This window comes from Bifidobacterium minimum, from assembly GCF_000741645.1.
Lineage (GTDB): Bacteria > Actinomycetota > Actinomycetes > Actinomycetales > Bifidobacteriaceae > Bifidobacterium > Bifidobacterium minimum.
Map to the genome: position 1 here is coordinate 114,967 of NZ_JGZD01000007.1, position 24,737 is coordinate 139,703.

21 protein-coding genes and 2 pseudogenes are annotated in these 24,737 nt (G+C 62.8%); 10 read left to right on the forward strand and 13 right to left on the reverse strand.

Annotated elements, in window-relative coordinates:
• Window positions 1-87: 87 nt before the first annotated feature.
• From BMIN_RS02680 to BMIN_RS02710, 8 genes and pseudogenes are all read right to left on the reverse strand, one after another.
• The gene (locus BMIN_RS02680; RefSeq protein WP_022861406.1) at window positions 88-462 is read right to left on the reverse strand and encodes a hypothetical protein; all 375 of its coding nucleotides are present in this window, start codon (window positions 460-462) and stop codon (window positions 88-90) included.
• Window positions 463-779: 317 nt separating this feature from the next.
• Complete coding sequence (locus BMIN_RS02685; protein ID WP_022861407.1) at window positions 780-2,150, reverse strand: APC family permease; 1,371 nt, start codon at window positions 2,148-2,150, stop codon at window positions 780-782.
• A 146-nt stretch (window positions 2,151-2,296) separates the two neighbouring features.
• A pseudogene (locus BMIN_RS02690) lies at window positions 2,297-3,096 on the reverse strand (transglutaminase family protein).
• A 264-nt stretch (window positions 3,097-3,360) separates the two neighbouring features.
• A pseudogene (locus BMIN_RS02695) lies at window positions 3,361-5,454 on the reverse strand (circularly permuted type 2 ATP-grasp protein); the annotation flags it as partial.
• On the reverse strand, window positions 5,451-5,573 hold the full coding sequence (locus BMIN_RS09055; protein ID WP_274518315.1) for a hypothetical protein: 123 nt from the start codon (window positions 5,571-5,573) through the stop codon (window positions 5,451-5,453). The pseudogene BMIN_RS02695 and the gene BMIN_RS09055, both read right to left, overlap by 4 nt.
• A gap of 259 nt (window positions 5,574-5,832) precedes the next feature.
• Window positions 5,833-6,309, reverse strand: a complete 477-nt coding sequence (locus BMIN_RS02700) for a hypothetical protein (protein ID WP_022861411.1) — start codon at window positions 6,307-6,309, stop codon at window positions 5,833-5,835.
• Window positions 6,310-6,467: 158 nt separating this feature from the next.
• Window positions 6,468-7,235 carry a M50 family metallopeptidase gene (locus BMIN_RS02705; protein WP_162177099.1) on the reverse strand — a complete coding sequence of 256 codons (768 nt, stop codon included), beginning with the start codon at window positions 7,233-7,235 and terminating at the stop codon, window positions 6,468-6,470.
• Between the two features lie 75 nt (window positions 7,236-7,310).
• A complete protein-coding gene (locus tag BMIN_RS02710; protein ID WP_022861413.1) occupies window positions 7,311-8,399 on the reverse strand; it encodes a glycerol dehydrogenase in 1,089 nt (362 codons plus the stop codon).
• A 334-nt stretch (window positions 8,400-8,733) separates the two neighbouring features.
• Here BMIN_RS02710 and BMIN_RS02715 point away from each other — a divergent pair, with 334 nt between their 5' ends.
• A complete protein-coding gene (locus tag BMIN_RS02715) occupies window positions 8,734-9,792 on the forward strand; it encodes a hypothetical protein (RefSeq protein ID WP_022861414.1) in 1,059 nt (352 codons plus the stop codon).
• A 94-nt stretch (window positions 9,793-9,886) separates the two neighbouring features.
• Here BMIN_RS02715 and BMIN_RS02720 read toward each other — a convergent pair whose 3' ends face one another.
• Window positions 9,887-10,903, reverse strand: coding sequence for an aldo/keto reductase (locus BMIN_RS02720; protein ID WP_022861415.1), 1,017 nt, complete (start codon window positions 10,901-10,903; stop codon window positions 9,887-9,889).
• 75 nt (window positions 10,904-10,978) lie between these two features.
• On the opposite strand from BMIN_RS02720, the gene BMIN_RS08530 reads away from it, so the two are divergent.
• The 9 genes from BMIN_RS08530 to BMIN_RS02760 all read left to right on the forward strand — a co-directional run bounded on the left by BMIN_RS08530 (window position 10,979) and on the right by BMIN_RS02760 (window position 22,176).
• Window positions 10,979-11,695 (forward strand): glycoside hydrolase family 36 N-terminal domain-containing protein, encoded by a 717-nt coding sequence (locus tag BMIN_RS08530; RefSeq protein WP_156097298.1) that lies wholly within the window; start codon window positions 10,979-10,981, stop codon window positions 11,693-11,695.
• Complete coding sequence (locus BMIN_RS02725) at window positions 11,607-12,980, forward strand: alpha-galactosidase (protein WP_156097299.1); 1,374 nt, start codon at window positions 11,607-11,609, stop codon at window positions 12,978-12,980. The genes BMIN_RS08530 and BMIN_RS02725 overlap by 89 nt, the downstream gene beginning before the upstream one ends.
• Before the next feature lie 94 nt (window positions 12,981-13,074).
• Window positions 13,075-14,211 carry an alpha/beta hydrolase gene (locus tag BMIN_RS02730; protein ID WP_022861416.1) on the forward strand — a complete coding sequence of 379 codons (1,137 nt, stop codon included), beginning with the start codon at window positions 13,075-13,077 and terminating at the stop codon, window positions 14,209-14,211.
• Window positions 14,212-14,510: 299 nt separating this feature from the next.
• The gene (locus BMIN_RS02735) at window positions 14,511-15,242 is read left to right on the forward strand and encodes an MIP/aquaporin family protein (RefSeq protein ID WP_022861417.1); all 732 of its coding nucleotides are present in this window, start codon (window positions 14,511-14,513) and stop codon (window positions 15,240-15,242) included.
• Window positions 15,243-15,460: 218 nt separating this feature from the next.
• Window positions 15,461-16,978: an amino acid permease gene (locus BMIN_RS02740; protein ID WP_022861419.1), complete on the forward strand. Its 1,518-nt coding sequence runs from the start codon at window positions 15,461-15,463 to the stop codon at window positions 16,976-16,978.
• Complete coding sequence (locus BMIN_RS02745; RefSeq protein WP_022861420.1) at window positions 16,975-17,985, forward strand: asparaginase; 1,011 nt, start codon at window positions 16,975-16,977, stop codon at window positions 17,983-17,985. Before BMIN_RS02740 ends, BMIN_RS02745 begins: the two co-directional genes overlap by 4 nt.
• Before the next feature lie 214 nt (window positions 17,986-18,199).
• Window positions 18,200-20,215 (forward strand): heavy metal translocating P-type ATPase, encoded by a 2,016-nt coding sequence (locus tag BMIN_RS02750; RefSeq protein ID WP_081648037.1) that lies wholly within the window; start codon window positions 18,200-18,202, stop codon window positions 20,213-20,215.
• Window positions 20,216-20,296: 81 nt separating this feature from the next.
• Window positions 20,297-21,436 carry an ABC transporter permease gene (locus tag BMIN_RS02755; protein ID WP_022861422.1) on the forward strand — a complete coding sequence of 380 codons (1,140 nt, stop codon included), beginning with the start codon at window positions 20,297-20,299 and terminating at the stop codon, window positions 21,434-21,436.
• Entirely contained in the window at window positions 21,433-22,176 is a 744-nt protein-coding gene (locus BMIN_RS02760) for an ABC transporter ATP-binding protein (protein WP_022861423.1), read from the forward strand. Before BMIN_RS02755 ends, BMIN_RS02760 begins: the two co-directional genes overlap by 4 nt.
• A 178-nt stretch (window positions 22,177-22,354) precedes the next feature.
• On the opposite strand, the gene BMIN_RS02765 is transcribed toward BMIN_RS02760, so the two are convergent.
• The 4 genes from BMIN_RS02765 to BMIN_RS02775 all read right to left on the reverse strand — a co-directional run.
• Window positions 22,355-23,119: a TIGR03943 family putative permease subunit gene (locus BMIN_RS02765; protein ID WP_022861424.1), complete on the reverse strand. Its 765-nt coding sequence runs from the start codon at window positions 23,117-23,119 to the stop codon at window positions 22,355-22,357.
• A complete protein-coding gene (locus BMIN_RS08710) occupies window positions 23,116-23,898 on the reverse strand; it encodes a permease (protein ID WP_051126360.1) in 783 nt (260 codons plus the stop codon). The genes BMIN_RS02765 and BMIN_RS08710 overlap by 4 nt, the downstream gene beginning before the upstream one ends.
• Window positions 23,895-24,233 carry a permease gene (locus tag BMIN_RS08715; RefSeq protein WP_051913489.1) on the reverse strand — a complete coding sequence of 113 codons (339 nt, stop codon included), beginning with the start codon at window positions 24,231-24,233 and terminating at the stop codon, window positions 23,895-23,897. The genes BMIN_RS08710 and BMIN_RS08715 overlap by 4 nt, the downstream gene beginning before the upstream one ends.
• Before the next feature lie 310 nt (window positions 24,234-24,543).
• On the reverse strand, window positions 24,544-24,737 hold a 194-nt coding region (locus BMIN_RS02775; RefSeq protein ID WP_193345791.1), incomplete at its 5' end, for a transposase.

The window sequence follows — 24,737 nt, forward strand, 5'->3', positions numbered from 1 at the left end:
ACCGCCATCGATTCTCTGGTTATCGTCGAGTGCAACGATTGGACTTTGGGACCCGAGACTCTACCGGAGCGTCGTTTGTCATATCCCTTATGCGGTCATTCCGTCGTCGGCATTGTCTGCGCGCGTACCCTCCTTCTCGCGCAGATGCGCAAGGTCGGCGTCGATGAGACGAGACTCTTCATCGGGAATCGGATCGCCATCCAGATCACGTCGCAGGCCAGCACCGAAGTTCTGCTTGAGAAACGACCTTTCGAGATCGTCGGCGCTCGACTTGCGTCCACTGGGTTTGGGGCTCCGTCCGTCGCCGGACGCGGAATCATCAAGCCGCTGGCACATGACGCATCGGCTCAGCCCACCGGTTCCGGCGATTCTGTCGTCCGTCGCGATGACGCCGCTGAACTTGCATCCATCATTGTCGTGGTAGTACATGCTTGTCGTGGAATGAAAGGGTTGGCATCTCATGGGCACATCCATTTTCCGGGTCGCGGCTACCCTGTGGGCCGCGACATCCGCATGTGGATCCGTCGCGGCAAACATCGGTCGTCCTACGCCGTTTGACCGTGGGGACGCCGACGCAATCCGACGGTCATGAAGAGGCCGTCGTCGTCTACGCTACACTGCGGCTCTGTGAGAGGAATCCTCCCAGGGCGCAGGATATTTTCTGAACATGCGAGAAGGTTCCGATGGCGGGACTGAAGATCCGGACTCATTGACGCCGACAGCCCTTCGGCACGACGGCGATCGCTATCTGCGCGTCGCGCGGGTAATGCCGTGCCGCATCAGGAGTTTTGCCGTCGCGCGATGCGATACAGCACGACGCTGGGTATGGCGAGCGCCGCGACGACCAGGCCGGTGATCACCGGATACAACGATGTGGGGATGCCGGTCTGCCCCGCGGCCGGCACGAACGTCATGACGAACGCGCATACGCACGCCATGATTCCGATGCACGACATGACGTACAGTCCGGGCGCCCGATACCCGACCACACCCGTTTTGCGCAGGCGGCGCAGGTTGATGGCGGCGAGGAACATGAGGACGTACATCATCACATAGAGGGCGACGGCCATGCCGATAAGCAGGGAGAAGACCATCGACACCGCGCTGGGGAATATCACATACAGCATGGACAGTATTGTGACGATGATCCCCATGAGGACGAGGATCCCCGATTGGGCGCCGTTCGCGTTGGTCCTCCGGAAGTAGACGGGCAGGCATCCGTCCTCAGCAGCGTCCAGCAGACCGCGGGACGGCTCCGAAATCCAGCTGATGATGGAGGCGATCGCGCCGAACACGATGGCGAACGCCACGATGTTGCCCATGAAGCCGATATGGAACGTGTCGAACATGGTCTGGAAGGCGATGACGGTTCCATCCGACAGGTTCACGTCGGTGGGCAGCACCATCGCGAGGATCAGAGTGGGAACGATGAATATGGCGAGCGCCCCGACGAAGGCGACCCCCACCACGCGGGTGTAGCGCTTCGGATGGTCCATCTGCTGCGCATGCACGGCGTTGACCTCCATGCCGGCAAAGGCGAGAACGTTCTGGACGATAAGCGCGAATCCTGCGAAATCGGCGAAATCGGGAATCGCGGAGCTATGGGACAGCGTGGGGGAGATGCGCTGCCCGGTGATCAGCCACGCGGCTCCCAGAACAAGCAGCAGGCACGCGGGGATGATGGTGCCGATGAGCCCGGCCACGGAGGCCACCTTCGCGAAAAGATTGCCGCCCCTCATGGTCAGCCAGACGGCCCACCAGAACACGATGATGATCACGGCGGTGATGTAGATTCCCGAATCTGCGAGACGGTCGAGTCCCACGGCGGAGGCGGCGGCCGCAGCGACGAATGCCAGCTGGGCCGGATACCATACCACGTTGTGGATCCATTGCATCCAGATGGCGATGAGGCCGAAGCGCTCGCCCAGTCCCTCCTTGACCCACTGGTACACGCCGCCCTCGTATGTCGCCCCCAGTTCGGCCGACACCAGCGCGGTGGGGACGAAGAACACCACCGCCGGAAGCAGATAGAGGATGATCGACTGCCATCCCATGACGGCCATGGCCGGAAGGCCGCGCAATCCGGCGATCGTGATGATCGTCATGATGGACATCTGCGATACCGTGATAAGGGATTTCTGGGGTTTCACCGGTGTTGTCCTTCTGGAGGCGCCGAGCATGCGGCCGCAGGGTGGGTGTGATGTGAGCGTGCCTCACTATAGGGGTCGTCAGTGACTTCGTCGCGGCGCCCCGCGGACCCGTAGGGCAGGGACTCTTCAGGGACTCTGGCCGGAGATCAGAGTTTCTGCTCGTGAACGGAGGCGTTGACCCACTGGCGTTGGTCGACGTTGCTGCCGGAGAACGTCCCGATGTCGAGCATGCAGTCGCGATAGTCCCGCCCATGCGCGATGGTGATGTATCCGTCGTCCACCATGCGGTCGTGCGTGGGGTCCAGACCGATCCAGCGCCCGTTCTCGTACACCTCCACCCAGGCGTGCGTGGCGCCCTCGCCGTTGAGAAGCCCGGCGATGTATCGGGCGGACAGTCCCAGACGCCGGCATGCGGCTAGCATCACATGCGCGTAGTCCTGGCATACCCCGCTGCCCTGAGTCAGCGCCTGCTCGGCTGTGGTGCGCACGGTCGTCGACCCGGGCGCGTAGGTGAACGCGTGGAAGACCTCGTCCATCACCTCGGCGGCTTGGCGCTCGGTGAGGAGTCGGGGCCAAGTCGTGCGATCCGAGCGGCGCATCGGGACGACAGGGCCGCTATCTCCGGCCCGGGCATGGTCAGTGAGGATTCGAAACGATACAGGGGCTTGACCGGCTCGGGTTTGACGTGCTCGGTGTCGACGAATGCCAGACCGGTCACATGGTAGCCGAACGTCGCATGGGGCTGGGGTATGTAGCCGGTGATGACGATGGAGTCGAAGGAATCCACGGAGGTCTCGACGGGAGCGTCCGGATCCAGAACGACCTGGGTGTCGACGATCTGCTGGCGTGGCCCGGTGGCGGGAACGCATCGCAGCTGGAATCGATGCTCGGTGACCGGTGAGCTGAACGACAGTCTCATCTCATAGTCGAATTCGAGCTTTCTCACATCGTCTCCTGACGGCCGAGGACGCGGCCATTCGATGTCCCACGATAGCATCGATGGGATCGGTCAGAGAGCCGTCGATCCATCCGTCGATCCATCCGTCGGGGTGGCCGCCGAACGGGTTCCCGAACCGTCGGTCGGTCCTCCCGACGTGCCTTTCGCCGGTCCTTCCATCGGCCCGGCCGCACGTCTGTCGAGATTCATGCTCATGGAGCTGAGCATCCCGGCCGCAGAGGACTCCGACGTGGCCATATGCGTCCGGCATCCCTCAAGCATCGTCCTCAGCCGAGCCGCGGCCTCGTCATATCCGCGCAGAGGAAGCTGATTCACCAGCCAGACCAGCCCGTCGATCACGCACAGCGGCATGGGTTGGGAGTCCAGCGTGGAGATCGACGCCGTGATTTTGCGCAGTGGTCCCGCGAGGTCGTCCGGGGCGGAACCGAATCGGGTGTACAGGTCAAGACGCTCGATGTACTTGCCGATGAAGATGACGGACTTGAAGGTGATGTCCGCCGCGGAGTCCTCGATCCCGCCCCAGAAGGCCAGAAGATGGTCGTTGACGTCGCGCTGGCGATAGATTCCCTCGGCAGCGGTGCCATGCTCGTGGGATCCGGTGATGGTCGTCGTCAGCGCCAGCTCCACATGCTGCAGAAGGCGCGAGCTCAGTTCCGGACGGAGGATCACGGCGTTGCGGAAGGCGGAGCCCATCGAGCTGCGTATGGAGTCCTGAACGGACTCGTCGTATAGGAAGCTGTCGATGAAGGCGTCGAAATCCTTGAAGTCCTGCGGAAGGTCGAGGGCCTTGGCGAATGGGCGGAAGGCGTCCACGTCGGTGTCCATGACCCGGTCATAGAACGGGAAGAACTGCTCAAGCGTGGTGTACACGCGTTCGGTGTACCGTCCCAGCCAGAAGAAGTTGTCCGCCTTCGACGCTGTCACCGGCGAGACCGGACGATGCCGGAAGCGCGCGAGGGAGGCCAGAGCCGGCGCCACGTCCTTGGCGGTGGACGGCGTATCCCCGCCAAGGACCCAGGTGTCCTTGAACCCTCCGCCCTGCGAGGAGTTGACGATCATCTGCCCGGGGGCCGAAGCGTATCTGGTCAATCCCGAGTACCAGACATGGGTCTGCTGGCCGGTGACGACGAAGGCCCGCAGATCGCATTTTCGCGGACCGCGCTCTCCGGTGATGGGGTCGACGACGTCGATGTCCCGGAACTGGATGACCTCCTGCGCGATGAACCGCCGCGGTTCGGCCACGATCCTTTCGGCGAGATCATCGCGTCCGGCCTTGTCGAGACCTGAGCCGAACACGACCCCGTAGCCTCCCGCCTCGGCGACGTCCTTGATGACCAGCTCGCCCATCCGGTCGAGAACCGTTCGGCGGTCCTTCTCGAACATCGGCATGTACGTCGGCGCGTTGCTGAGAATCGGTTCCTCGCCGAGATAGTAGCGGATCATCTCGGGCACGAAATAGTAGATGGCCTTGTCGTCGGCCGCGCCGTTTCCGGGCGCGTTGACGATGGCGACGTTGCCGGCGCGATAGGCGCCCAGAATCCCCGGCACGCCGATCACCGAATCGGGGTTGAAGGCGAAGGGGTCAAGATACTCGTCCGACAACCTTCGGTAGACCACACCGACCCGATAGCGGTGTCCCGCATAATCCCGCAGATACACGCTGTTGTCGACGACCTCGAGATCCTCGGGGAAGGCGAGGACCGACCCCGTCTTCTCGGCCAGATAGGCATGCTCGAAGAACGCGGAGTTCTGGCTTCCGGGGGTCAGCACAACCGCTATGCCCTCGGTGGAGACGAAGTCCATGGACTTGCGAAGCAGTCGCGGATACTCGCGGTTGTCGCGGACCTTGACGTCACGGAAAAGCCGGGGGCAGATCCTGCGCTCGATATCCCTGACGAACAGGGGATAGCTTGCGCCGGAAGGGATGCGGAGGTTGTCCTCAAGAACCCACCAGTGCCCGTCCTCGGCCTGGACCAGATCCTCCCCGGCGATATGGGCGAAGACGCCTCCGGGAGGAGTCACTCCGTTGACCTGTGGAAAGTAGCCGGCGGAGGTGTAGACGTACTCCTCGGGTATGACGCCGTCGGCGACGATCCGCTTGTCGGAATAGATGTCGGACAGATACGCGTTGAGCGCGTTCACCCTTTGCTTGAGTCCGGACTCCAGCAGCGTGAAGTCCTCGGATTCGATGATTCGGGGAATGGGATCATAGGGGAAGAGCCTGTCATGGTACTCGCCGTCCTTGTAGATGCCGAAACGCACGCCGTTGCGGCTGAGCTCGCGGTTGATCCCCTCGCGATGATCCACCAGTTCCTGCGCCAGCCGTCGTGCGGACGATTCGATCATGACCCCAGCTCCCCTCGATCGTCGGCGCGCGTCGCCGCCGTCATCAGCCTTGCCGTGGCGTCAAGCTCGACGGTCCGATCCGAAGCGTGCCCTTTCCCGGGTTCCCGATCATTCGTCATCAACCACATCAACCACATCAACCACATCGGGTTCCCGTATGCGCCCAGCCTAGGAACGCGCGGTTTCCCCTCTCCGATGGTTATGTTACGAGCATGTCTCGTGCATGATTCCTTGAGGTCAGGACGTTCGTCGGAAGTCTGGCGAATGCGGTCCGTCGGCGGCGTCCATCCGCGCGGATCCGGCAGCGGCATCGGACTGGACGACGGGGGGGGACGATCAGGCCGGGTCGGGCTTTGGGACGATCCCGTCCGCATGCGGCTATTGCTGCGTGTACTCGCCTTTGATGATGAAGTACGAGCCGCGGATCACGCCGGCAAGACGCGACTTCTGATGGCCGAACTTGAAACGGCCTTCAAGCTCCGCGGGGACGGGCATCCCCTCGGAGAGCTTCAGACCCACCGCACGGCGCTTGGGGTCGGCGAGGTCGTACATGATGTTGATCGACAGCCCATCCTCGTAGAAGACGTAGGTGACGGCGATGCCGCCCACCTCGAATCGCGACGTTTCCAATGGTCGGGCGGAGAACACGATGCCGCGCTCGCTCTCGAGGAGGCGGTTGACGTACTCCATCGTCTCCGGGGTCTCCTGCGCGGGACTCACCGTGAAGGCATGGCCGTACTTGTTCATGAAATATCGGGCCTCGTTGGCGCGAAGACCGGCAAGCTCCTTGGCAACGGGAGATGATTCAAGCCCCTCCGTGGAGACGTTCGCGAAATCGACGGTGTGCTGTGGCATGGGTCCTCCCTGATGCGCCCGCGGATTGCAAGGATGAACGCGCGGCTTGTTCGTTGTGTCATACGAGTGTTCGTTGTGTTATACGAGTGTGTCATATCGGCTGCATCGTATCAGCGCGTCGCGCGGAAGCGCTGGCCTACTTCGCTTATAGCGTTCGCCTATAGCGACAGCATCCATGTGGATCCCAGCCATAAAGCGCCGAGCGACATCGACAGCCAGATGACGATCCACAGGCCGGCCGGCGCTCCCGTCGTTGCCAGCTGGTCGGCGTCCGATCCTGCGGCGCGACCCGTGCGCCGTTGGTGGATGAGTTCGAATAATGGTCTGATCGCACCGAAAAGAAGGAACCACGCCAGCACGTGGGCGGCCTGTGAGCGTAGGTCGGCGCTTCCCCACCACGAGAGGACGATGACGCCCACGGAGACGGCGACCACGGCCAGGAGGCCATAGCCGTTCCGGATCTTAAGAAGCATCAGTATGAGCAGAATCACAAGAAGCCACAGGGAGGCGGTGGAGTATCCACGTGAGACGAGGGCGGCGCAGGCGAGGCCCCACAACGCCGGTGCCGCATATCCGGAGAATTGGGTGAGGCGAAGACCGATGCCGCGGCTTTTCCCCTGGCTCACCGTCAGCCCCGAGGTGTCGGAATGCATCTGAATGCCGTTGACCCGGCGTCCACACAGCGTGGCCATCAGCGCATGGCCACCCTCATGAGCGATGGTGATGGCGTTGCGCGTGATGCGCCAGACGGGTGAGAAAATCACGGCGAAAAGAGCGATGACGCAGCACGATAGGACGGTCTGATGGTCGGGCGTCGCAGTGGCTGTGATGGATGCGGACCAGATCGCGCGGAACATGGATTCGGCACGATCGATAGGAACCGTCGTGTCGAACGACGCCGCGAAAGTCGATGCGGAAGCGGTCATGAATGGCATGGGCCCAGTGTCGCATATCTGTCTGTGCGTTTGATCCCCGGGCCCATCACCCTGCATGAAACGCGGCTACTCGAACGACGATCCGATCTCGTCGGCGACCCGGAGCGCCCCTGCGACGTCCACCGGACTCACCTCGAAGGGCATGTTCGACATCGTGTCATCCTCGGAGCATGCCAGTTCACCGACTCTCAGAAGATCCTCGTCCGTCGCGTCGGCGATGCCGATTCCCGCGAGCCTGGTCGGCAGGCCCACGGTACGGAAGAAACCATAGGCCTCCCGGAGATCCTTCTCCGGCCTGTTCTCCAGAACGAACTGCGCGAGCGTGCCGTAGGCCACCTTCTCGCCATGCAGATACCGGTGGGTCCCCTCAAGGGCGGTCAGTCCGTCATGGATCGCGTGGGCCGCCGCGAGCCCGCTGCTCTCGAATCCCAGACCGCTGAGAAGCGTGTTGGCCTCGATGACGTTGTTGACCGCGGACGTGAGAATCCCGTGCTTCACCGCCGCCACGGCCTTGGGACCGTCCGCCACCAGAATGTCGTGGCATAGTCTGGCGAGGGCAAGGGCGGCGTTGGTAGCATGCCCTCCGGTCATGGTGATGGCGTTCGACTTCTCGCAGGCCAAGGCCTCGAAGTACGTGGCGTATGCGTCGCCCAGTCCCGAGATGAGGAACCGCACGGGCGCCTTGGCGATGAGGATGGTGTCCATGACGACCATATCGGGATTCTTCGGAAGGGGGAGGTAGTGGTCGAACTGCCCGTCGTCGGTGTACACCACCGACAGGCGCGAGCAGGGGGCATCCGAGGACGCGGCAGTCGGCATGATGATCACGGGAAGATCGAGGTAATGGGCGACGGCCTTGGTGGTGTCGAGGGTTTTGCCGCCGCCGATGCCGACCACCACATCGCACGATCCGATAAGGGACTGGTGGCGCTCGATCTCGGACATCGAGCATTCACCGCCGAAACGCTCCACGTGGTGGTGCAGGTCACCAGCCTCGAAGCTGGCGACGATCTCATCGTGATAGGTGTCGTCGATGAAGGGGTCGACGATCAGATAGGCGCCGGCGGAGCCCAGCGTCTCGCAGTTCTCCGCGAGGGTCGACAGCGCGTTGTCCTCCTGGATGTACGTTCCGGGTGAGCATAGTATCGTTCTCATGGCAATATCTCCTTTGATATTGGACTGTGCGGGTGGTCTCCCATCCACATCCGATGCTATCGCTGAAGCCTGATGATGTCACTATGGTGAGATCGGAACGCGATTTTATGGATGCCTGCGTTTTTCCGATGCCGGGTGCGCGCATGATGCCGCCAGGATGAATCCGCCAACGGGCGTACCGCGAAGCGTCGGCGAAACGGAGCGTGGCGACCGGAATCCGGGTGTACGTTGTGACGTATCCGGAACTCATCCGGACGCGCCGCAAGCCACTGGGGACGATGCAGTCCACGGACGGCACCGTGCGGCGGAGGCCCTTCGAAAGGACGAAGGCGTTATGCGTACATACAAGGTCATCATCTGGGGTCTGGGGAACGTGGGAAGATCCGCGGTCCGAATGATATCCGAACGTCGAAACACGCTGAAATTGGTGGCGGCGGTCGACGTCGATCCGCGAAAGGTCGGCAGGGACGCGGGAGAGGTGTTCGGATTCGAACCCGTCGGAGTCGAGGTCACGTCGGACATCGACGCGGCGCTCGCCATGGACGCCGACGTCGTCCTGGATTTCTGTCCCACCGACATGGACGACAAGGGCTCCTTCATGCCGTCGGCCATCCGCACGGTCAGGGCGCTGGATGCGGGAAAGAACGTCGCGACTACCATACCCGTCTATCATTGCAAGGACAGCCAGCCAGAGGTGTATGCGCTTCTGGACTCACACGCCCGCGGCCATGGGGTCGCATTCGTCCCCTTCGGACTTCTGCCGGGCGACTACGCCTCCTACATCCCGCTTGTCATCGCAGGCACCATGGGACGCGTCGATAGGATCGTCGTTCAATCGGGCGAGGATGACTGGCACAATACCTCCGGATGGGTCGATGTCTTCTCATATGGCGGCGATCCTTCCCAGTATCCGCAACCGGACTCCGATAGGGACCTTCTGGCGAAGTTCATCTACTCCTACTATTCCTCCGGAGTGTACGAGATGGCGGATCGGATCGGTCTGACCTACGACAGGTTCTTCTGTCAGCATGAGATATTCACGGCGCCATGCGATCTGGAGACCATCAAGGGACCTGTTCCCGAAGGGTCCATCTACGGCCACCGCTTCACCATGTCGCTTATGAAGGATGACCGTGAGGTGGCTGCGTTGAAATACGTGCACAAGGTCTGCCACAAACAGACGCCCGAGCTGCCCATATCCAACACGATCCATATCGAGGGGCTGCCCGCAGTGGTCGACGCGACGATCGACGGTCTGATACCCGATCGGGAGGGATACGTCACATCGGCCGCCCCTGTGGTCAATCTCATTCCATCCGTCGTCAACGGAGGACTAACGGGGTACGTGGAGGCATGCGATCTTCCTGTGGTGATCCCCGTCCCACTGGGGTAGCTCTCGGCTGGTGCCACGACGATCGTCGTGGCAGGACCTCCTGCGGATCGACGGATCGGCGGATTCGGTGTGGAGAGCGTGTCCGCCGGACGTCTCAGTGTCGTCCGCTCGCGGCGATCTCGTCGATGTGCGCGAGTTCATCGCCACTGAACGACGTGTTGTCCAGAGCATGGATGTCATCGAGGATCTGCGCGGGACGAGAGGCTCCGATGAGAACGCTGGTGACCCCGTCCTCGCGCAGAAGCCAGGCGAGAGCCATCTCCGCCAGAGTCTGCCCGCGTTCCTCGGCGATACCCGCCAGCGCGACGATCTGCGAGTGGACGCGGTCCACGTCGTCCTCATGAAGGAATCGGTGGTCGATGGCCACGCGCGAATCCTGCGGGATCCCGTTCAGGTACCGGTCGGTCAGCAGACCCTGCGCCAGAGGGGAGAAGGTGATCAGTCCCTTGCCCAGTGATCGTGCGGCGTCGAGCAGCCCGTTGGATTCGATGGTCCGGTCGAGAATGTTGTACCGGTTCTGGGCGATGACGAACGGGACGTGACGATCCGTGAGAATCGCCGCGGCTCGTTTGAGCAGCTCCCCGTCGTAGTTGGACAACCCCACATACAGGGCCTTGCCGCTTGTCACGGCCTGCTCCAGCGCCCCCATGGTCTCCTCAAGGGGAGTGTCGGGATCCGGGCGGTGATGGTAGAAGATGTCCACGTAGTCCAATCCCAGACGCCGCAGACTCGCGTCCAGCGAGGACAGGAGGTATTTGCGGCTTCCGAAGTCACCGTACGGCCCCGGCCACATCTCGTATCCGGCCTTGGTGCTGATGACGAGCTCATCGCGATGACGCGCCAGCTGCCGTCGGATGATCACGCCGGCGTTTCGCTCGGCGCTTCCGGGTTCGGGCCCGTAGTTGTTGGCCAGATCGAAATGGGTGATGCCGTTGTCGAAGGCGGTCAGGCACAACGACGTCATGCGGTCCATGGCCGCCGTGTCACCGAAGTTGTGCCAGAATCCCAACGACACGGCCGGAAGCCGAAGTCCGCTACAGCCGCAGCGTCGATAGGGAAGGACGTCGTATCGGTCCGCGGATGGCGTGTATGTGTTTGTTGGTTCGAGCATGGTGCCTCCCTGAATCCGCTTGGAGTCTATCAGGCGGTGGGGTGGCCCGCGCGGCCCGCGCGTCATCGGCATGGGATGCTACGGTTTTCTCGAACGGGTTTGCTGAGCTATGTCTTTCGGGTTCTGGGCAACGGTGAGCTTGAGCACCGGTATTTCGGCCCGATCCTCCATCGTCGCGGCGCGTTTGTCGATCCCGTCGATATCGAGGAGCGTCCCGCGACGCCGGCATGGCATCTGTCGTCCGGTGATATCCAGCCCGAGCTGCATATGTTCGAATATCCTTCATGGGGACACAGCGATTTCCGTGCCCCCGCCTTCGTCCTAAGGCAGACGAACGGAAGTCGGACCACGGAGTTCCGCTACGAGGGGTTCTCCTCCGAAAAGGGCGTGGCGCGGCTGCCGGGAATGCCCTGCGCCTTCGACGATGATGGCGACGACTCCTACACGCTGACGGTGGATCTCCGTGACGCTCCCACGGGGTGCCTGCTGACGTTGCGGTATGCGGTTTTCCCCCATCAGGACGTCATCGTGCGCTCCGCGACGATCGCCAATGGAGGATCGGAGCCGGTCGTCATCGAATCGGCCATGAGCCTGTCGCTTGACCTTCCCGACCGCGGCTATGATCTGATCCAGCTTTCCGGGGCATGGTCGCGCGAGAACCATCCGACGCGGTCCCGGCTGCGTCCGGGAGTCGGCGTTCGTCATGAGGCATGTGGTCAATCAGCGTTTCGCGCGACGCGACAGGCCGGTGCTCGTCAACAATTGGGAGGCCACGTATTTCGATTTCGATGAAGGCAGGATTCTCGATATAGCCAGTCGCGCCAAGGATATAGGAGCCGAGCTCGTCGTTCTTGATGACGGGTGGTTCGGGCATCGCGACGACGACACGACTTCCCTGGGCGATTGGGATGCCGATCGCCGCAAACTGCCAGGCGGGATCGTTTCCCTGAGTTCCCGGATACACGACATGGGTCTGGAATTCGGTCTGTGGTTCGAGCCCGAGATGATCAACATGGACAGCGATCTCCATCGCACGCATCTGGAGTGGATGGTGCCCCTGAATCGTGGGCTCACCCCGCAACGCAACCAGTATGTGCTCGACATGGCGCGGCCCGAGGTCGTCGACCATCTGGCGATCAGGATGTCCCGTCTTATATCCGCCGCCCACATCGACTACATCAAATGGGATATGAACCGCAACATCACCGAGGCGTACAGCGCGGCCTTGGACGACGGCAGACAAGGGGAGTTCTTCCACCGGTACATCATGGGGGTCTACGCGTTGTATGACCGGCTCACGCATGAGCATCCCGACGTTCTGTTCGAGTCGTGCGCGTCGGGAGGAGGCCGGTTCGATCTGGGAATGATGTATTACGCGCCGCAGGCGTGGCTGAGCGACGACACGGACGCGGTGGAACGGGCCCTGATCCAGTACGCGACGAGTTATGGATATCCGCAGTCGACCATGGGTGCGCATGTGTCGGCCGTGCCGAACCACGAGACGGGCAGGGTCACGCCGTTGTCCACCCGCGGAGACGTCGCCTTCTTCGGCGATCTCGGATACGAGCTCGACATCTCGACCACGTCCGCGCAGGATCTGTCCGAGATGAGAAGGCAGATCTCCTTCTACGTCTCCCATCGCGACGTATTCCAGAGAGGAGTCCTCACAAGGCTCGTATCGCCGTACGAGGGCGATGGGAACCTCATGGCATGGCAGGTCGCCTCCCATGACGGGAACACGGTGATCGTCGAGTGTCTGAGGATCCTCAGCCGTCCCAATCCGCCCACCTGCCGGATTCGTCCCCGTGGTCTCGACTGCGAGGCCCTGTACGCCGTCAGTCTTTTCGACTCGGCTGCGAAGCTCGCGGATCCGGGCGCGGATTCATCGTCCGGGACCTACTATGGCGACGAGCTCATGAACCTGGGCATCCTCATGCCGCAGGCGGTGGATCCGGCCAGCGGACGCAGGGACGGGGATTTCACGTCGCGGCTCGTGCTCATCGAGCGGTGCCACGGGGACGCGGCTCAGGACTCGGATTCGGATTCGGGACCGGCTCTGGAGTCGCCGTCGTTGTGACCGCGTCGTCGTGGTGTTGTGGTCGTCGTCGTGTTGTGTTGCGGACGTAACGGAAACACCGTGACGGAAGCGATTCAGAAAGGATGGGTGTCGTATGAACATGGAACATCAGCGTGGGGATGACTCTTCGACAGGTATCGATTCGACAGGTGTCAATTCAGCGGGTGCCGATACGGGAGCGCGTGACTCGAGCACCATGACGGGATCCGAGTCCGTCGCCTGGCCTCCCGAAGCGGGAGATCCGCATGACGCCACGTGGACGGAGATCGGAGACGATCTCAGCGGAACCGCATGCCCGCCAGATATAGCCGACATCATCCTCAGAACACGTCTGGCCTTCGCCTCGGGCGACATGTCGCGGGTCCCGTATTGGCGCATGCCCGAGGAAGTGGACGCGATCACGGACATCCCCTATATCGACGACGGCGTGAGAGGCCATCTTCTGGACGTCTATCTTCCGCACGATGCCGTGGTTCGTGGCGGGCATTCCCTTCCGGTGTTCGTCGACATCCACGGAGGCGGCTTCGTCTATGGATACAAGGAGCTCAACAGGAACTTCTGCGTCCAGCTGGCCGATCGCGGGTTCGCCGTGGTGTCGCTTAACTATCGTCCGGCACCGCAGACGGATTTCATCGGACAGCTGCGGGACATCGGCGCGGCGTTCTCATGGATGGACACGCATCTGGTCGACTATCCGGTGGATGCCCGCAAGGTGTTTCTCACCGGCGATTCGGCTGGCGGAACGCTGGCCCTGTACACCGCCGCCATCATGGGGTCCGATGACATGGCCCATGACTACGGCGTGGCCCGCGCCCATACGCCCGTGGCGGGAATGGCTCTGGTCTCGGGATTGTACGATCTCGCGCCGTATCTGGGTGGCCGCCCGTCGACTGGACGCCGTGATGCGAGAACCGTGCTCGACATACTGGGGCCCATGTTCTTCGGGGGTCTGTCGTCCATCGACGATAGGCATCGGTTCTTCGGCGACATCGTATCGAACGTGACGCTTCCGCCGTCTCTTCTCATCACCAGCAGCGACGACTTTCTCGAGGCGGAGACGCTGGAGCTTGCGGCATGTCTCTCCCGTGCCGGGAGGGACATGGAGGTTAGGGATTGCCGTCCCGATTCGGGAACCACGTTGGGGCATGTTTTCTCGGTATGCATGTCATGGCTGCCGGAAAGCAGAAGGATTCTGGACGATATCAGGGATTTCGCCTACAGGCGTCTGTGACCCTGCCCACGCGCCCGGCGGAGCCGGAAGAGTCAGGGGAGTAGAACGCGTCCCGTCGTCAGATCGCGCGACACAGCCGGGTATCGACACAGCCGGGTATCGACACGTAGCTGGGTCTCGAAGTCATCGGATCGCTAGGGCATGGGGCGGTGTAAGGTGTTGGGCTGTTTGCGTCGCCTCGCGGCGCGAGGCAACCATCCAACAACAGCGCACGGCCGGAAGGCCCCGACACAGCCATGCCTGACCAACCTGGGCCGGGACGTGCCGATGACCGCGCGCGGCGAGAGAAAAGAACGGCAGTGGAATACTCCCTTTTCACAAAACTGGCGGCGGAGTTCATCGGCACGGCGATACTCATGGTGTTCGGCAACGGCGCCGTGGCCAACGTCGAGCTGAAGAACACCAAAGGCCATAGCGCGGGCTGGCTGAACATCGCCATGGGATACGGTTTCGGCGTCATGTTCCCCGTCCTCATGTTCGGTGCGATTTCCGGAGCCCACATCAATCCGGCCATGACGATCGCCCAGGCCGTCACGGGCATGTTCGGCTGGTCGCTGGTCCTTCCCTACATCATCGCGCAGCTTCTGGGGGCGGCGGTCGGTCAGCTGATCGTCTTCGAGGCGTATTATCCGCATTATCAGGACACCGAGGACGCCGAGGCCATCTTCGCCACGTTCAGCACCACCGACGCCGATGGATGGCGGCGCAACTACTTCGTCAACGAGTTCTTCGGAACACTGATCCTTGTTCTGGGCGCATTGTGCTCGCTATCCCTTCCATGGGGTCAGAAGGATCCGGCGGTGGCCTCCATCGTCGTCGGCTTCATCGTCTGGGGACTGGTCACGTCTCTTGGAGGGCCCACGGGGCCCGGACTGAATCCGGCTCGAGACCTTGTACCGAGAATCCTCCACCAGATCCTTCCGATCCCCCACAAGGGGTCCTCGCGATGGTCAGAAGCCTGGATCCCCGTGGTCGCTCCGATCGCGGGAGCCATCATCGGGGCATGGATATTCGTCGCCATCTTCGCGTGATGCCGCGTCCGTCCGGTCGAGGGTCGGGCGGACGGACGCGGATGCGGGCCGGTTCCCCCGCCCAGGTCGATGTGGAGGTCACCATCTGAAGGATCATGGGCGCCGTGAGGTTGATGGCGTGTATATATTACGGAAACATTGCCGTTATATTACGAATACTGCATCGCGCGATTGGCGCGGGCATATGCCAGCCAGAAGACCGGAAGAAAGGCGCGTCCATGACCACGTCATCCACGAGCGACGCCACGTCGAAGCCAGCTTCGACACGTGACGCAGGAGATTCCGGATATGCCAAGGATCTCAAGCCCCGGCACATCCAGATGATCGCCATCGGCGGATCCATCGGAACGGGATTGTTCCTCGGCGCAGGGGGGCGTCTGGCGCAGGGCGGTGCGGGTCTGACCATCGCCTATGCGGTCTGCGGGGTCTTCGCGTTCCTTATGGTGCGCGCGCTCGGGGAACTGGCGATCCGCCGTCCCTCGTCCGGGGCGTTCGTCTCGTATGCGCGTGAGTTCCTGGGGGAGAAGGGCGCGTACGTCACCGGGTGGCTGTTCTTCCTCGACTGGTCCACCACCGTCATGGCCGACATCACCGCCGTCGCGGTGTACTTCCACTATTGGAAAAGCCTTCAGGTGGTGCCGCAGTGGGTGCTGGCCCTGGGCGCGCTGATACTCGTGTTCGTCATGAACCTCATGAGCGTCAAGCTGTTCGGAGAGGCCGAGTTCTGGTTCGCCGCCATCAAGGTCGCCACCATCCTCATCTTCATGGTCGTGGCCATCTGGGCGATCGTGACGGGCGCTCCCGTGGGATCAAGTCATGCGGGTCTGGCGAACATCACGGCGAATGGCGGGTTCTTCCCCGAAGGCTTCCCCATCGTCTTCGCGCTGACGCTCGGCGTGGTGTTCGCATTCGGAGGCACCGAGATGGTCGGCGTCGCGGCGGGTGAGGCGGGCGACGCTCGCAGGATCCTACCCAAGGCCATCAATTCGATGATCATCCGCATCTTCGTGTTCTATGTCGGTTCCGTCGCGCTGATGTCCCTTGTCCTTCCCTACACCGCGTACTCATCGAACGAATCGCCGTTCGTCACCTTCTTCGCGGGGCTCGGCGTTCCCTACGCGGGATCGATTATCCAGGTCGTCGTGCTTACGGCGGCCCTGTCCTCTCTGAACGCAGGATTGTACGCGACGGGACGCACCCTGCGCTCGCTCGCGCTTGCCGGATCGGGGCCGAAGATCGCGGGCGTGATGAACAAGCATCATGTGCCGGCCGGCGGGATCGCCATCACCGCGGCTCTGGGACTTCTGGGCGTCGTGCTCAACGCGCTCCTTCCCTCCGACGCCTTCGACATCATCATGAACCTCGCGGGAATCGGCATCGCCGGGACATGGTCGGCGATTCTGGTCACCCATCTGGCGTTCCTCCGCCGCGTGCGCGAGGGGAAGGAGACCCGTCCCTCCTATCGCATGCCGGGAGCGCCCTTCACGAACTATCTGTCCCTGGCATTCTTCGTCATCGTCGTGGTCTCCAATCTCGTCAGCACGTCCGGCCGGTGGACGCTGGCGTTGTTCGCCGTCGTCGTCGTGGCCATGGTGGTCGGATGGTATGCGGTCAGGGGCCGCATCAACGATCAGATGATGGAGAGCATCGATCTCGCCGACGACCAGCCCGACGTTCTCACGCCGGAGGAGGCCGCGCGCGATGCCGCGAAATTCGAAGTGGGCGATCGCCAATGACGCGGATCCATGTGACGTACACCGGCGGAACCATCGGCATGGTGGAGTCGGCTGGGGGGCTTGTTCCCGGCGCCGATCTTCGCGGCTGGCTGTATCGGCTTCTCGAGGACGAGTCGGATCTCAGAACGGAAGACGTCACGCTGACGGAACTCGATCCGCTGATCGACTCATCGAACGCCACTCCGGAAAGCTGGCAGTCGATTATCGACGATTTGTGGGCGCATCACGATTCCGCGGACGCGTTCGTCGTCCTTCACGGGACCGACACGATGGCCTTCACCGCGGCGGCCCTGTCCTACGCGTTGACCGACTTCGACAGGCCGGTGATCCTCACGGGGTCACAGCATCCGCTCGGCACCATCGTGTCGGACGCGACGGCCAACGTCACGGGGGCGATCAACGCGGCTCTGTCCGGCAAGGCGAGGGGCGTCACGCTGTTCTTCGGACATCATCTTTTTGCGGGGAACAGGGTGACCAAGCGGTCCTCATGGGCCTTCGAAGGGTTCGAGGCGCCATCCACGGGCCCTGTGGCGCAATCCGGAACTCCCTGGCACTGGGCGCATATGGATGCGGAGGGGCGTGGCTGGACCGACCCGCGTCCCTACCGCCGATATGACGTTCCTGTCGTCACGTTCGTTCCCGGTGTTCGAGCGCAGCGGCTCGCCCGCATGATCGATCCCCGTCCTGACGCGGTGGTTCTTCGGACCTACGGCGTGGGCAACATACCCAGCGACGAGCCCGGAATGTCGCGGCTTGTCGCTGATCTGGCGGATTCCGGCGTTCCCGTTGTGGTGACGTCCCAGTGCCCACAGGCGGAAGTGATGCTTGGCCGGTATGGCGCCGGGGCGTCCATGGATCGTCCTGGAATCTGCGGTGCCGACGACATGACCTTCGAAGCCACCTACACGAAGCTCATGTTCCTCCTGTCCCAGGGATTGACGACGTCGGATGTCTGCAGGTGGATGGCGTCGTCCATCGCAGGGGAACTCGCCGAGGGAGGGCGGTGATTCCGCCGGCGTTTCCTCGTCGGTCCATCATTTCGCGTCGGTCCATAAGGATGTAAGTTCGTCCCATCAAACTCACAATGTTGTGGTTCCCACGTTTTTGGCTGTCCTAGGCTGAGTCCGGATCAGTGCAGGACGGCCGCCGCTGGGACGGCGGAATGATGGGAGGCTTCGTATGAGGCGCATGGGACGATCCGGGGATGGTCGGACGCGGAGGATGCCGGCTCGCTCCCGCGGCAATGTCATCGCCCTGATGTCCCTCGGGATTCTGGGATTGGTCGCCGGCGTGATGTGGGACCCGATGAGGACGACGGCGGTGGCCCTGCTGGTGGCCATATCGATCGCCACGGTTCTGGTGTCCGTCTGGGGAATGGTCCATGACATCCGTCGCGGTCATGTCGGGGTCGATGTTCTGGCGATCGTGGCGCTGATGTCCACGGTCGTGGTGCGTGAATACTGGGCGAGTTGGATCGTCGTGGTGATGATCTTCTCGGGACGCGCGATCGAGGAGTACGCACAGTCGCGCGCGCAGCGGAATCTCGCGGCTTTGGTGGATGCGGCGCCATCCCAGGCCCATCGTTTCAGCGGACCGGACGAATGGGAGACGATACCCGTGGACGCCGTTCGTGTAGGCGACATGCTTCTCGTCAAACCAGGGGAGACCGTTCCCGTCGATGCCGTGGTCTGCGAGACCACGGCCACAGTGGACATGTCGATGATCACCGGCGAGCCGTTGCCCGTGGATGTCAGGAAGGGCGAGACGATAGCGTCCGGAGGCGTCAACACCGGTGTGGCCATCACGGTGAAGGCCGTCGCCGAGTCCCGCGACTCTCAGTACCAGAAGATCGTGGATCTTGTTCGCTCCGCTCAGGATTCGCGTCCGGAGGCGGTTCGCACCGCGGATATGCTGTCCGTGCCGTTCACGGTCGTCTCGTTCGCCATCGCCTTTCTGGCCTGGTCGGTATCCGGCGATGCCCTGCGCTTCGCCCAGGTGCTCGTCATCGCCACGCCATGCCCCCTGCTGATCGCGGCCCCCGTGGCCTTTATGGGAGGGACCGGACGCCTCGCACGCAACGGAATCGTCATCAAGGCGCAGGATGTGCTTGAGGATCTCGGATCGGTCAGTCACGTGTTCTTCGACAAGACGGGAACGCTGACGGTAAAGCGCCCTCAGGTGTCGAGGGTGGAGTTGAGCGCGCATGCGCGGGAATCGGGAATCGACGCGGACGAGCTCCTCGTCATCGCCGGGATGGTCGAATCGCATTCCTCGCACGTACTCGCCAAAGGCGTGGAGAGCGCCGCCCGTGACGTTCTCGCCACCGGGTCGTATACCGCGCCCCATATCGAGGACGCGCAGGAGATCATGGGAAGCGGCGTCGAGGCGAGGATGGATGGACATCTCGTCCGCGTGGGAAGGGCATCGTTCGTCTCGGCGTCCGAACCAGCGTCTCGGGCTCTCGAGCAGTTGCCCGATCTGACGTCCTACGAAATGGCCACATACGTGGGACTCGATGGAATCACCATGGGACGCGTCGTGCTGCGGGATGTGGCGCGGAGCGATTCGCGCTCGGCAATCGCCGGACTGCGTGACATGGGGGTGCCGCGCATCACCATGCTGACGGGTGACAATGCGATCTCGGCGGCGGCCATCGCCGGCGAGGTCGGGATACGGGATGTGCGTGCCGGTCTTCTTCCTCAGGACAAGGTCGAGGCGGTGCGTCAGGCCCGGGACGACGATTCGGATCGCGTCGGCGAGCATGAGGGCGCGCGCGGCCTCATGCGTGGAGCGCTTCGGCGCATGGTGGGTCTGAAGGATCCCGGCGTCGTCACGATGATGGTCGGCGATGGCGTCAACGACGCCCCCGTGCTCGCGGCCGCGAACATCGGCGTAGCCATGACGGATGGCTCTTCGAACGCTGCGTCCCAATCCGCGCAGGTGGTGATCATGAACGACGACATCGCCATGGTCCCCAAGGCGATCGACATATCGCGGCAGACCCGCAGGGTGATGCGTCAGGCCGTGTATGGGGGGCTCGCGGCCGCGGTGCTGTGCATGGTCGTGGCCGGATTCGGTTTCATTCCCGCGGTCTGGGGGGCCATCATTCAGGAGGTCATCGACGTGACGAGCATCCTGTGGGCGCTGACGTCGATCGCCGACCGCCGCGATGGACGGTCGATGGCCAGCTCGTCGGACGATGCATCTCCCGATATGGAGATTGAGCCGGCAGCTTAGCCCGGGCCATGACGTCGGCGTCTGTGCGAAGCTGTCCGGAGAGATCCGGTGGATGTCACCGGTCGTGGCCGAGGAGGATCGATGTTTCTGGCCATCAACGAGATACGCCATAACAGGCTTCGATATGCCCTTGTCGTCCTCGTCATACTGCTGATCGCTTATCTTGTCTTCTTTCTGGCGGGGCTGTCGAACGGGCTCGCACGCGAGAACCGTTCCGCCATCGACTCCTGGAAGGCCGATGAGATCGTCCTCTCCGACGATTCCAACGGAACGCTGGCCATGTCCTCCCTTGATCCGACGCAGGTCTCCGCCATCAGGGCGACATATAAGGCGACTCTATCCCAGCGGTCGGCGGTGGTGGAGAAGGATGCCGACGCCTCCGGGTCCGACGACAGCAGTCAGAAGATCGATGCGAGTCTTCTGGGAATCGCAAGTGATGGATTTCTCTCGCCTGCGGTTTCGGACGGTCGGATGTTCGCATCCGACGGCGAGGCCGTGGTTGATTCGACCCTCGCCTCTCGGTATGGCGTGCGTTTGGGAGACGGGCTTGTCGTCGCCCGCTCGGGCGGAAGGACGGTGAAGGTCGTGGGATTCACGAAGGACGCCCAGCTGAGCGTGGCCCCCGTGGTCTACATGTCCTCCGCGACGTTGGCCGGATTGTTCTCGGCGGGCTCCGAAAGCTCGAACGCCGCGGCTGGTTCGCATGGCATGGCGGCATCGGGGGACGCGACGACGTCGGATGGCGCGGTGAACGCCGTTGTCGTTCGTGGGACGGTACGCCATGCACCTTCGAACGTGGCGGTGTCCTCGATCTCGGATTTCATCGACGATCTTCCGGGATACCGCGCGCAGGTTCTCACCTTCGGCCTGATGATCGGCTTCCTCATCGGTATCGCGGCGATGGTCGTGGGCGTCTTCATCTATGTGCTCACCCTGCAGAAGCGCGCCGTATTCGGCGTCATGAAGGCGCAGGGCATGTCGGATTCTTTTCTCGGACGATCCATCGTCGCCCAGACCATGATTCTGTCGCTGGTGGGGGTGCTCGCCGGTGCCGTGGGAACATGGGGCACGTCGTTGGCTCTTCCTGATGCGGTGCCATACCGTGCCGATCCGGTGGTCATCGCTCTTTCCGGTGCGCTTCTCATCGCGTCCGCCTTGATGGCAGCGCTGTTCTCCGTGAGCGCGATGTCTCGGATCGACCCGGTGGAGGCGATCGGATGATGAAGAAAGCGAAGGATATGAAGGGGACACGGGTATCGGCTGACGCCGCGGACATGGCGCTGGACCTTGACGGCGTGTCGAAATCGTATCGTGATGGGGACGACGTAGTGCATGCCCTTCTCAGAACCGACGTCAAGATTCCGCGGGGTGAGTTCGTCGCGGTGGTGGGGCCGTCTGGATCGGGGAAAAGCACGTTCCTCACCATTGCGGGTGGCCTGCGCACTCCCGACACGGGTGCCGTGCGGGTGGGTGGCGTGCTCATGTCGGGTCTCTCCCGGCGGGCGAGGGGCTCTCTGCGGCTGCATCATATCGGTTTCGTTCTCCAGGGGGCGAATCTCGTGCCGTTCCTGACGGTGCGACAGCAGTTCGCTCTCTTCGACAGGGCGTGCGGCCGACGGCGGGGGACCCGAGAGGATCGTGTGCGGGTCGATTCGATCCTTGATGAATTCGGGGTCGGCGCCGTGGCGGACTCCTACCCTGAATCATTGTCGGGCGGGGAACGTCAACGTGTCGCCATCGCGAAGGCGCTGTATGGGGATCCGGACGTGGTGCTGGCGGACGAGCCCACGGCGAGTCTGGACTCGGAAAGGGCGTACGGCGTCGTGGATGTTCTGGCGCGTCAGGCGCATGGAGGTGGCCGTGCGGTGGTTATGGTCACCCATGACACACGGTTGATCGACCGGTGCGATCGCGTCCTATCCATGCGCGACGGACGCCTGTCGGACATGTCGATGGGGTAGAGCCGGATCGATGGCGCCGGAGCCGATGTGATGGATTGGCCAGAGGCTCGGGCGTGCGGTCGGGCGGGATGGCGCCAGACGGACGGCGGCGTTCTCGCCGTCCTGTGATGTGCTCCCTCTGATTGCCTTCCCGCTGAATATGCCTTCCCGCGACTATGATTTCCAGGATTCCCGGCGATTATGGCTGGTAGAAATAGCCCGTGGGAGCCTGTGCCGACGCGACGCTGGTGATCGCCAGCACCATCCCCTGATGACGGTGTCCGGAGCGGCCGATCTGCCGCTCCGTCAGGGTCCCGGTCGCCGTGATCCACTGATGGTTCTTAAGCGAAGCGGTGGAGTCCCACGAGCTGGTGAAGCCGATCGGCGTCATATCGAGAATGCAGCAGGACATGAATTGACGTGAAAACATGAACTCGGCCGATGACGCCGAGCCGGACGCGTCCGAAACGTCGTCCCGGCTGACGAAACCGGTGACCGTGACCGTGTATCCCGCGTACGACGACGGATTGTGGTCGATCGTCTCATACCAATCCGCGAACTCGTCGTCGGAGATGGTGATCCGCCGATGTGCTTTGTCCAGTCCGTGCAGCCCTTCGCCGTTCGTGGTCGTTATGGCGATGGCCCGACCGCCCGCGTATTCATCGAATCCCGAACCGGCGCCGGCGGAGTGCAGCGGTATGACAACGGCCAGCATGGGTATGACGACGGCAACCAGCGTCGACTTCAGACGCCGTGACGTGATGTTCAGCCGTCCGGAGGCCGACAGAACGGCGAGGCATCCCACGAGCAGGGACGCGAGGATCAGAAACGGCAGGGTTCGAGGGGTCGCCAGTTGCGTATATGACCCGCTCCACGCGCTCCACCCCAGTCCGGCGGACAATCCCGCCAGACACAGCGCGTGGATGACGTCGGGCGGGCGCGTGGTGAGGCGCGGCGCACTCACAGCAGTCCCTCCGTCAGCGGAATGGTGATGGCGCATACGAGGAAGGCCGGAACGGCGATCGTCGCGATCAGTCTGGCCGTGAATCGTCCGGTGCATTCGGACATGAGCATGAGTGTGTTCTTCACATCCATCATCGGGCCGAAGACGAGGAAGGCGAGCAGGGCGGGCGCGGGTAGGACGGATGCCAGACTCGCGGCTATCACGGCGTCTGTCGACGAGCAGATGGATCCCAGATAGGCGAAGACCATCATCACGAGCATGGCGACGATCGTCGTCGTCGTGGACAGGCCGGACGCCGGGTTGTCTCCCAGGGAGACGCGCACCACGGTCGCGATGGCCACTCCGACGAGGACGAGCGGCATCAGAGTGAGGAAGTCGTCGTGGATATGGCGCAGATAGGTGATTGCCGTCGATGCATGGCGATGCCTGCGAGCAATGAGTGTGTCGTCACCGTCCGTGGCGATTCCCGGTCGATCGCAGCAGGTGCCCGCGTGATCGCTACGGAAGTCCGCGGTCATGGCGCATGCGTCGTGACGGTCCTCCGATGCGACGGTGGGGCACGACGATGCCGATGACGGCGACGACGATGCCGGCGTCCGTCTCGCCCGCAGAGGAAGGCCGCGGGGTGGAAGGATCGCCATCGAGTATCCGGCCACCAGGGCGGTCGCGAATCCCAGAGCCGCGCGCGCGACGACCATCATATGGTTATGGGGGAATGCGTACCAGGTCGAGATCAGCGATACGGGGTTCAGGATCGGCGCCGCGCACAGAAACGTCACCGCCAGAGGCAGGGGGAGAGTCCACGTCTGAGAAGCTTGGAGAACGTTGGGGCCACCACGCAGTCGCAGATCGGAACGACCGCTCCGGACAGTGCGGCGGAAATCATGGCGATCGATCGTCTGCGCGGAAGATGTTTGGCGATCATATCGGCATCCACCCAGGTCTCCACGGCGGCGGAGACGACGACCCCCAGAAGGACGAAGGGAAGGGCCTGAATTATCAGTCCCGCCATGCCCCTGATGAGGCCGTTGAGGGGGAACCCCGGATGGCGTTCCTGCATGGCGGGCGCGACCGCGATGATGAAGGCGGCGCAGGGGACGCCGATGATAAGCACAGATAGTGCGACGACAGAGCCGTCGTCTCGCTCTGGGGGGTCGGAACGGGGAGGGCCGAAAGAGAAGGAGCCGGAAGAGAGACGGAGGCGGGAACGGATGCGATCGGGGCCTCTGATGCGGTACACGGCATGGCGGGATCACGTGGCATAACGGAATCCAGGCCGTCGTTCCGGGTGCCGTCATGCCTCATGGAGCTCCTCCCTGATCGCGTGCATCTGGATGCGGATCCGCATCCGTCGATGATGGTGCCTTCGTGAGGTAGTGCCCGGGTTCTTGCGCACTTTGGTTCTTGCCCGCCTGTGTGGGTTTTCAGTTCGCTTCCTGTATGGTGTCCTGGAGGCGGGACATGTCCAGGTAGCGGCGTGTGGACCAGTCGTTGGCGGTGACGTATCTGATTCTGGCGGTGATGAGCATCAAGGCTGATTTGCCGTCGGGGAATGCGCCCACGACACGGGTCCTTCTGCGGATCTCGCGGTTCAATCGTTCGATCATGTTGTTCGTGC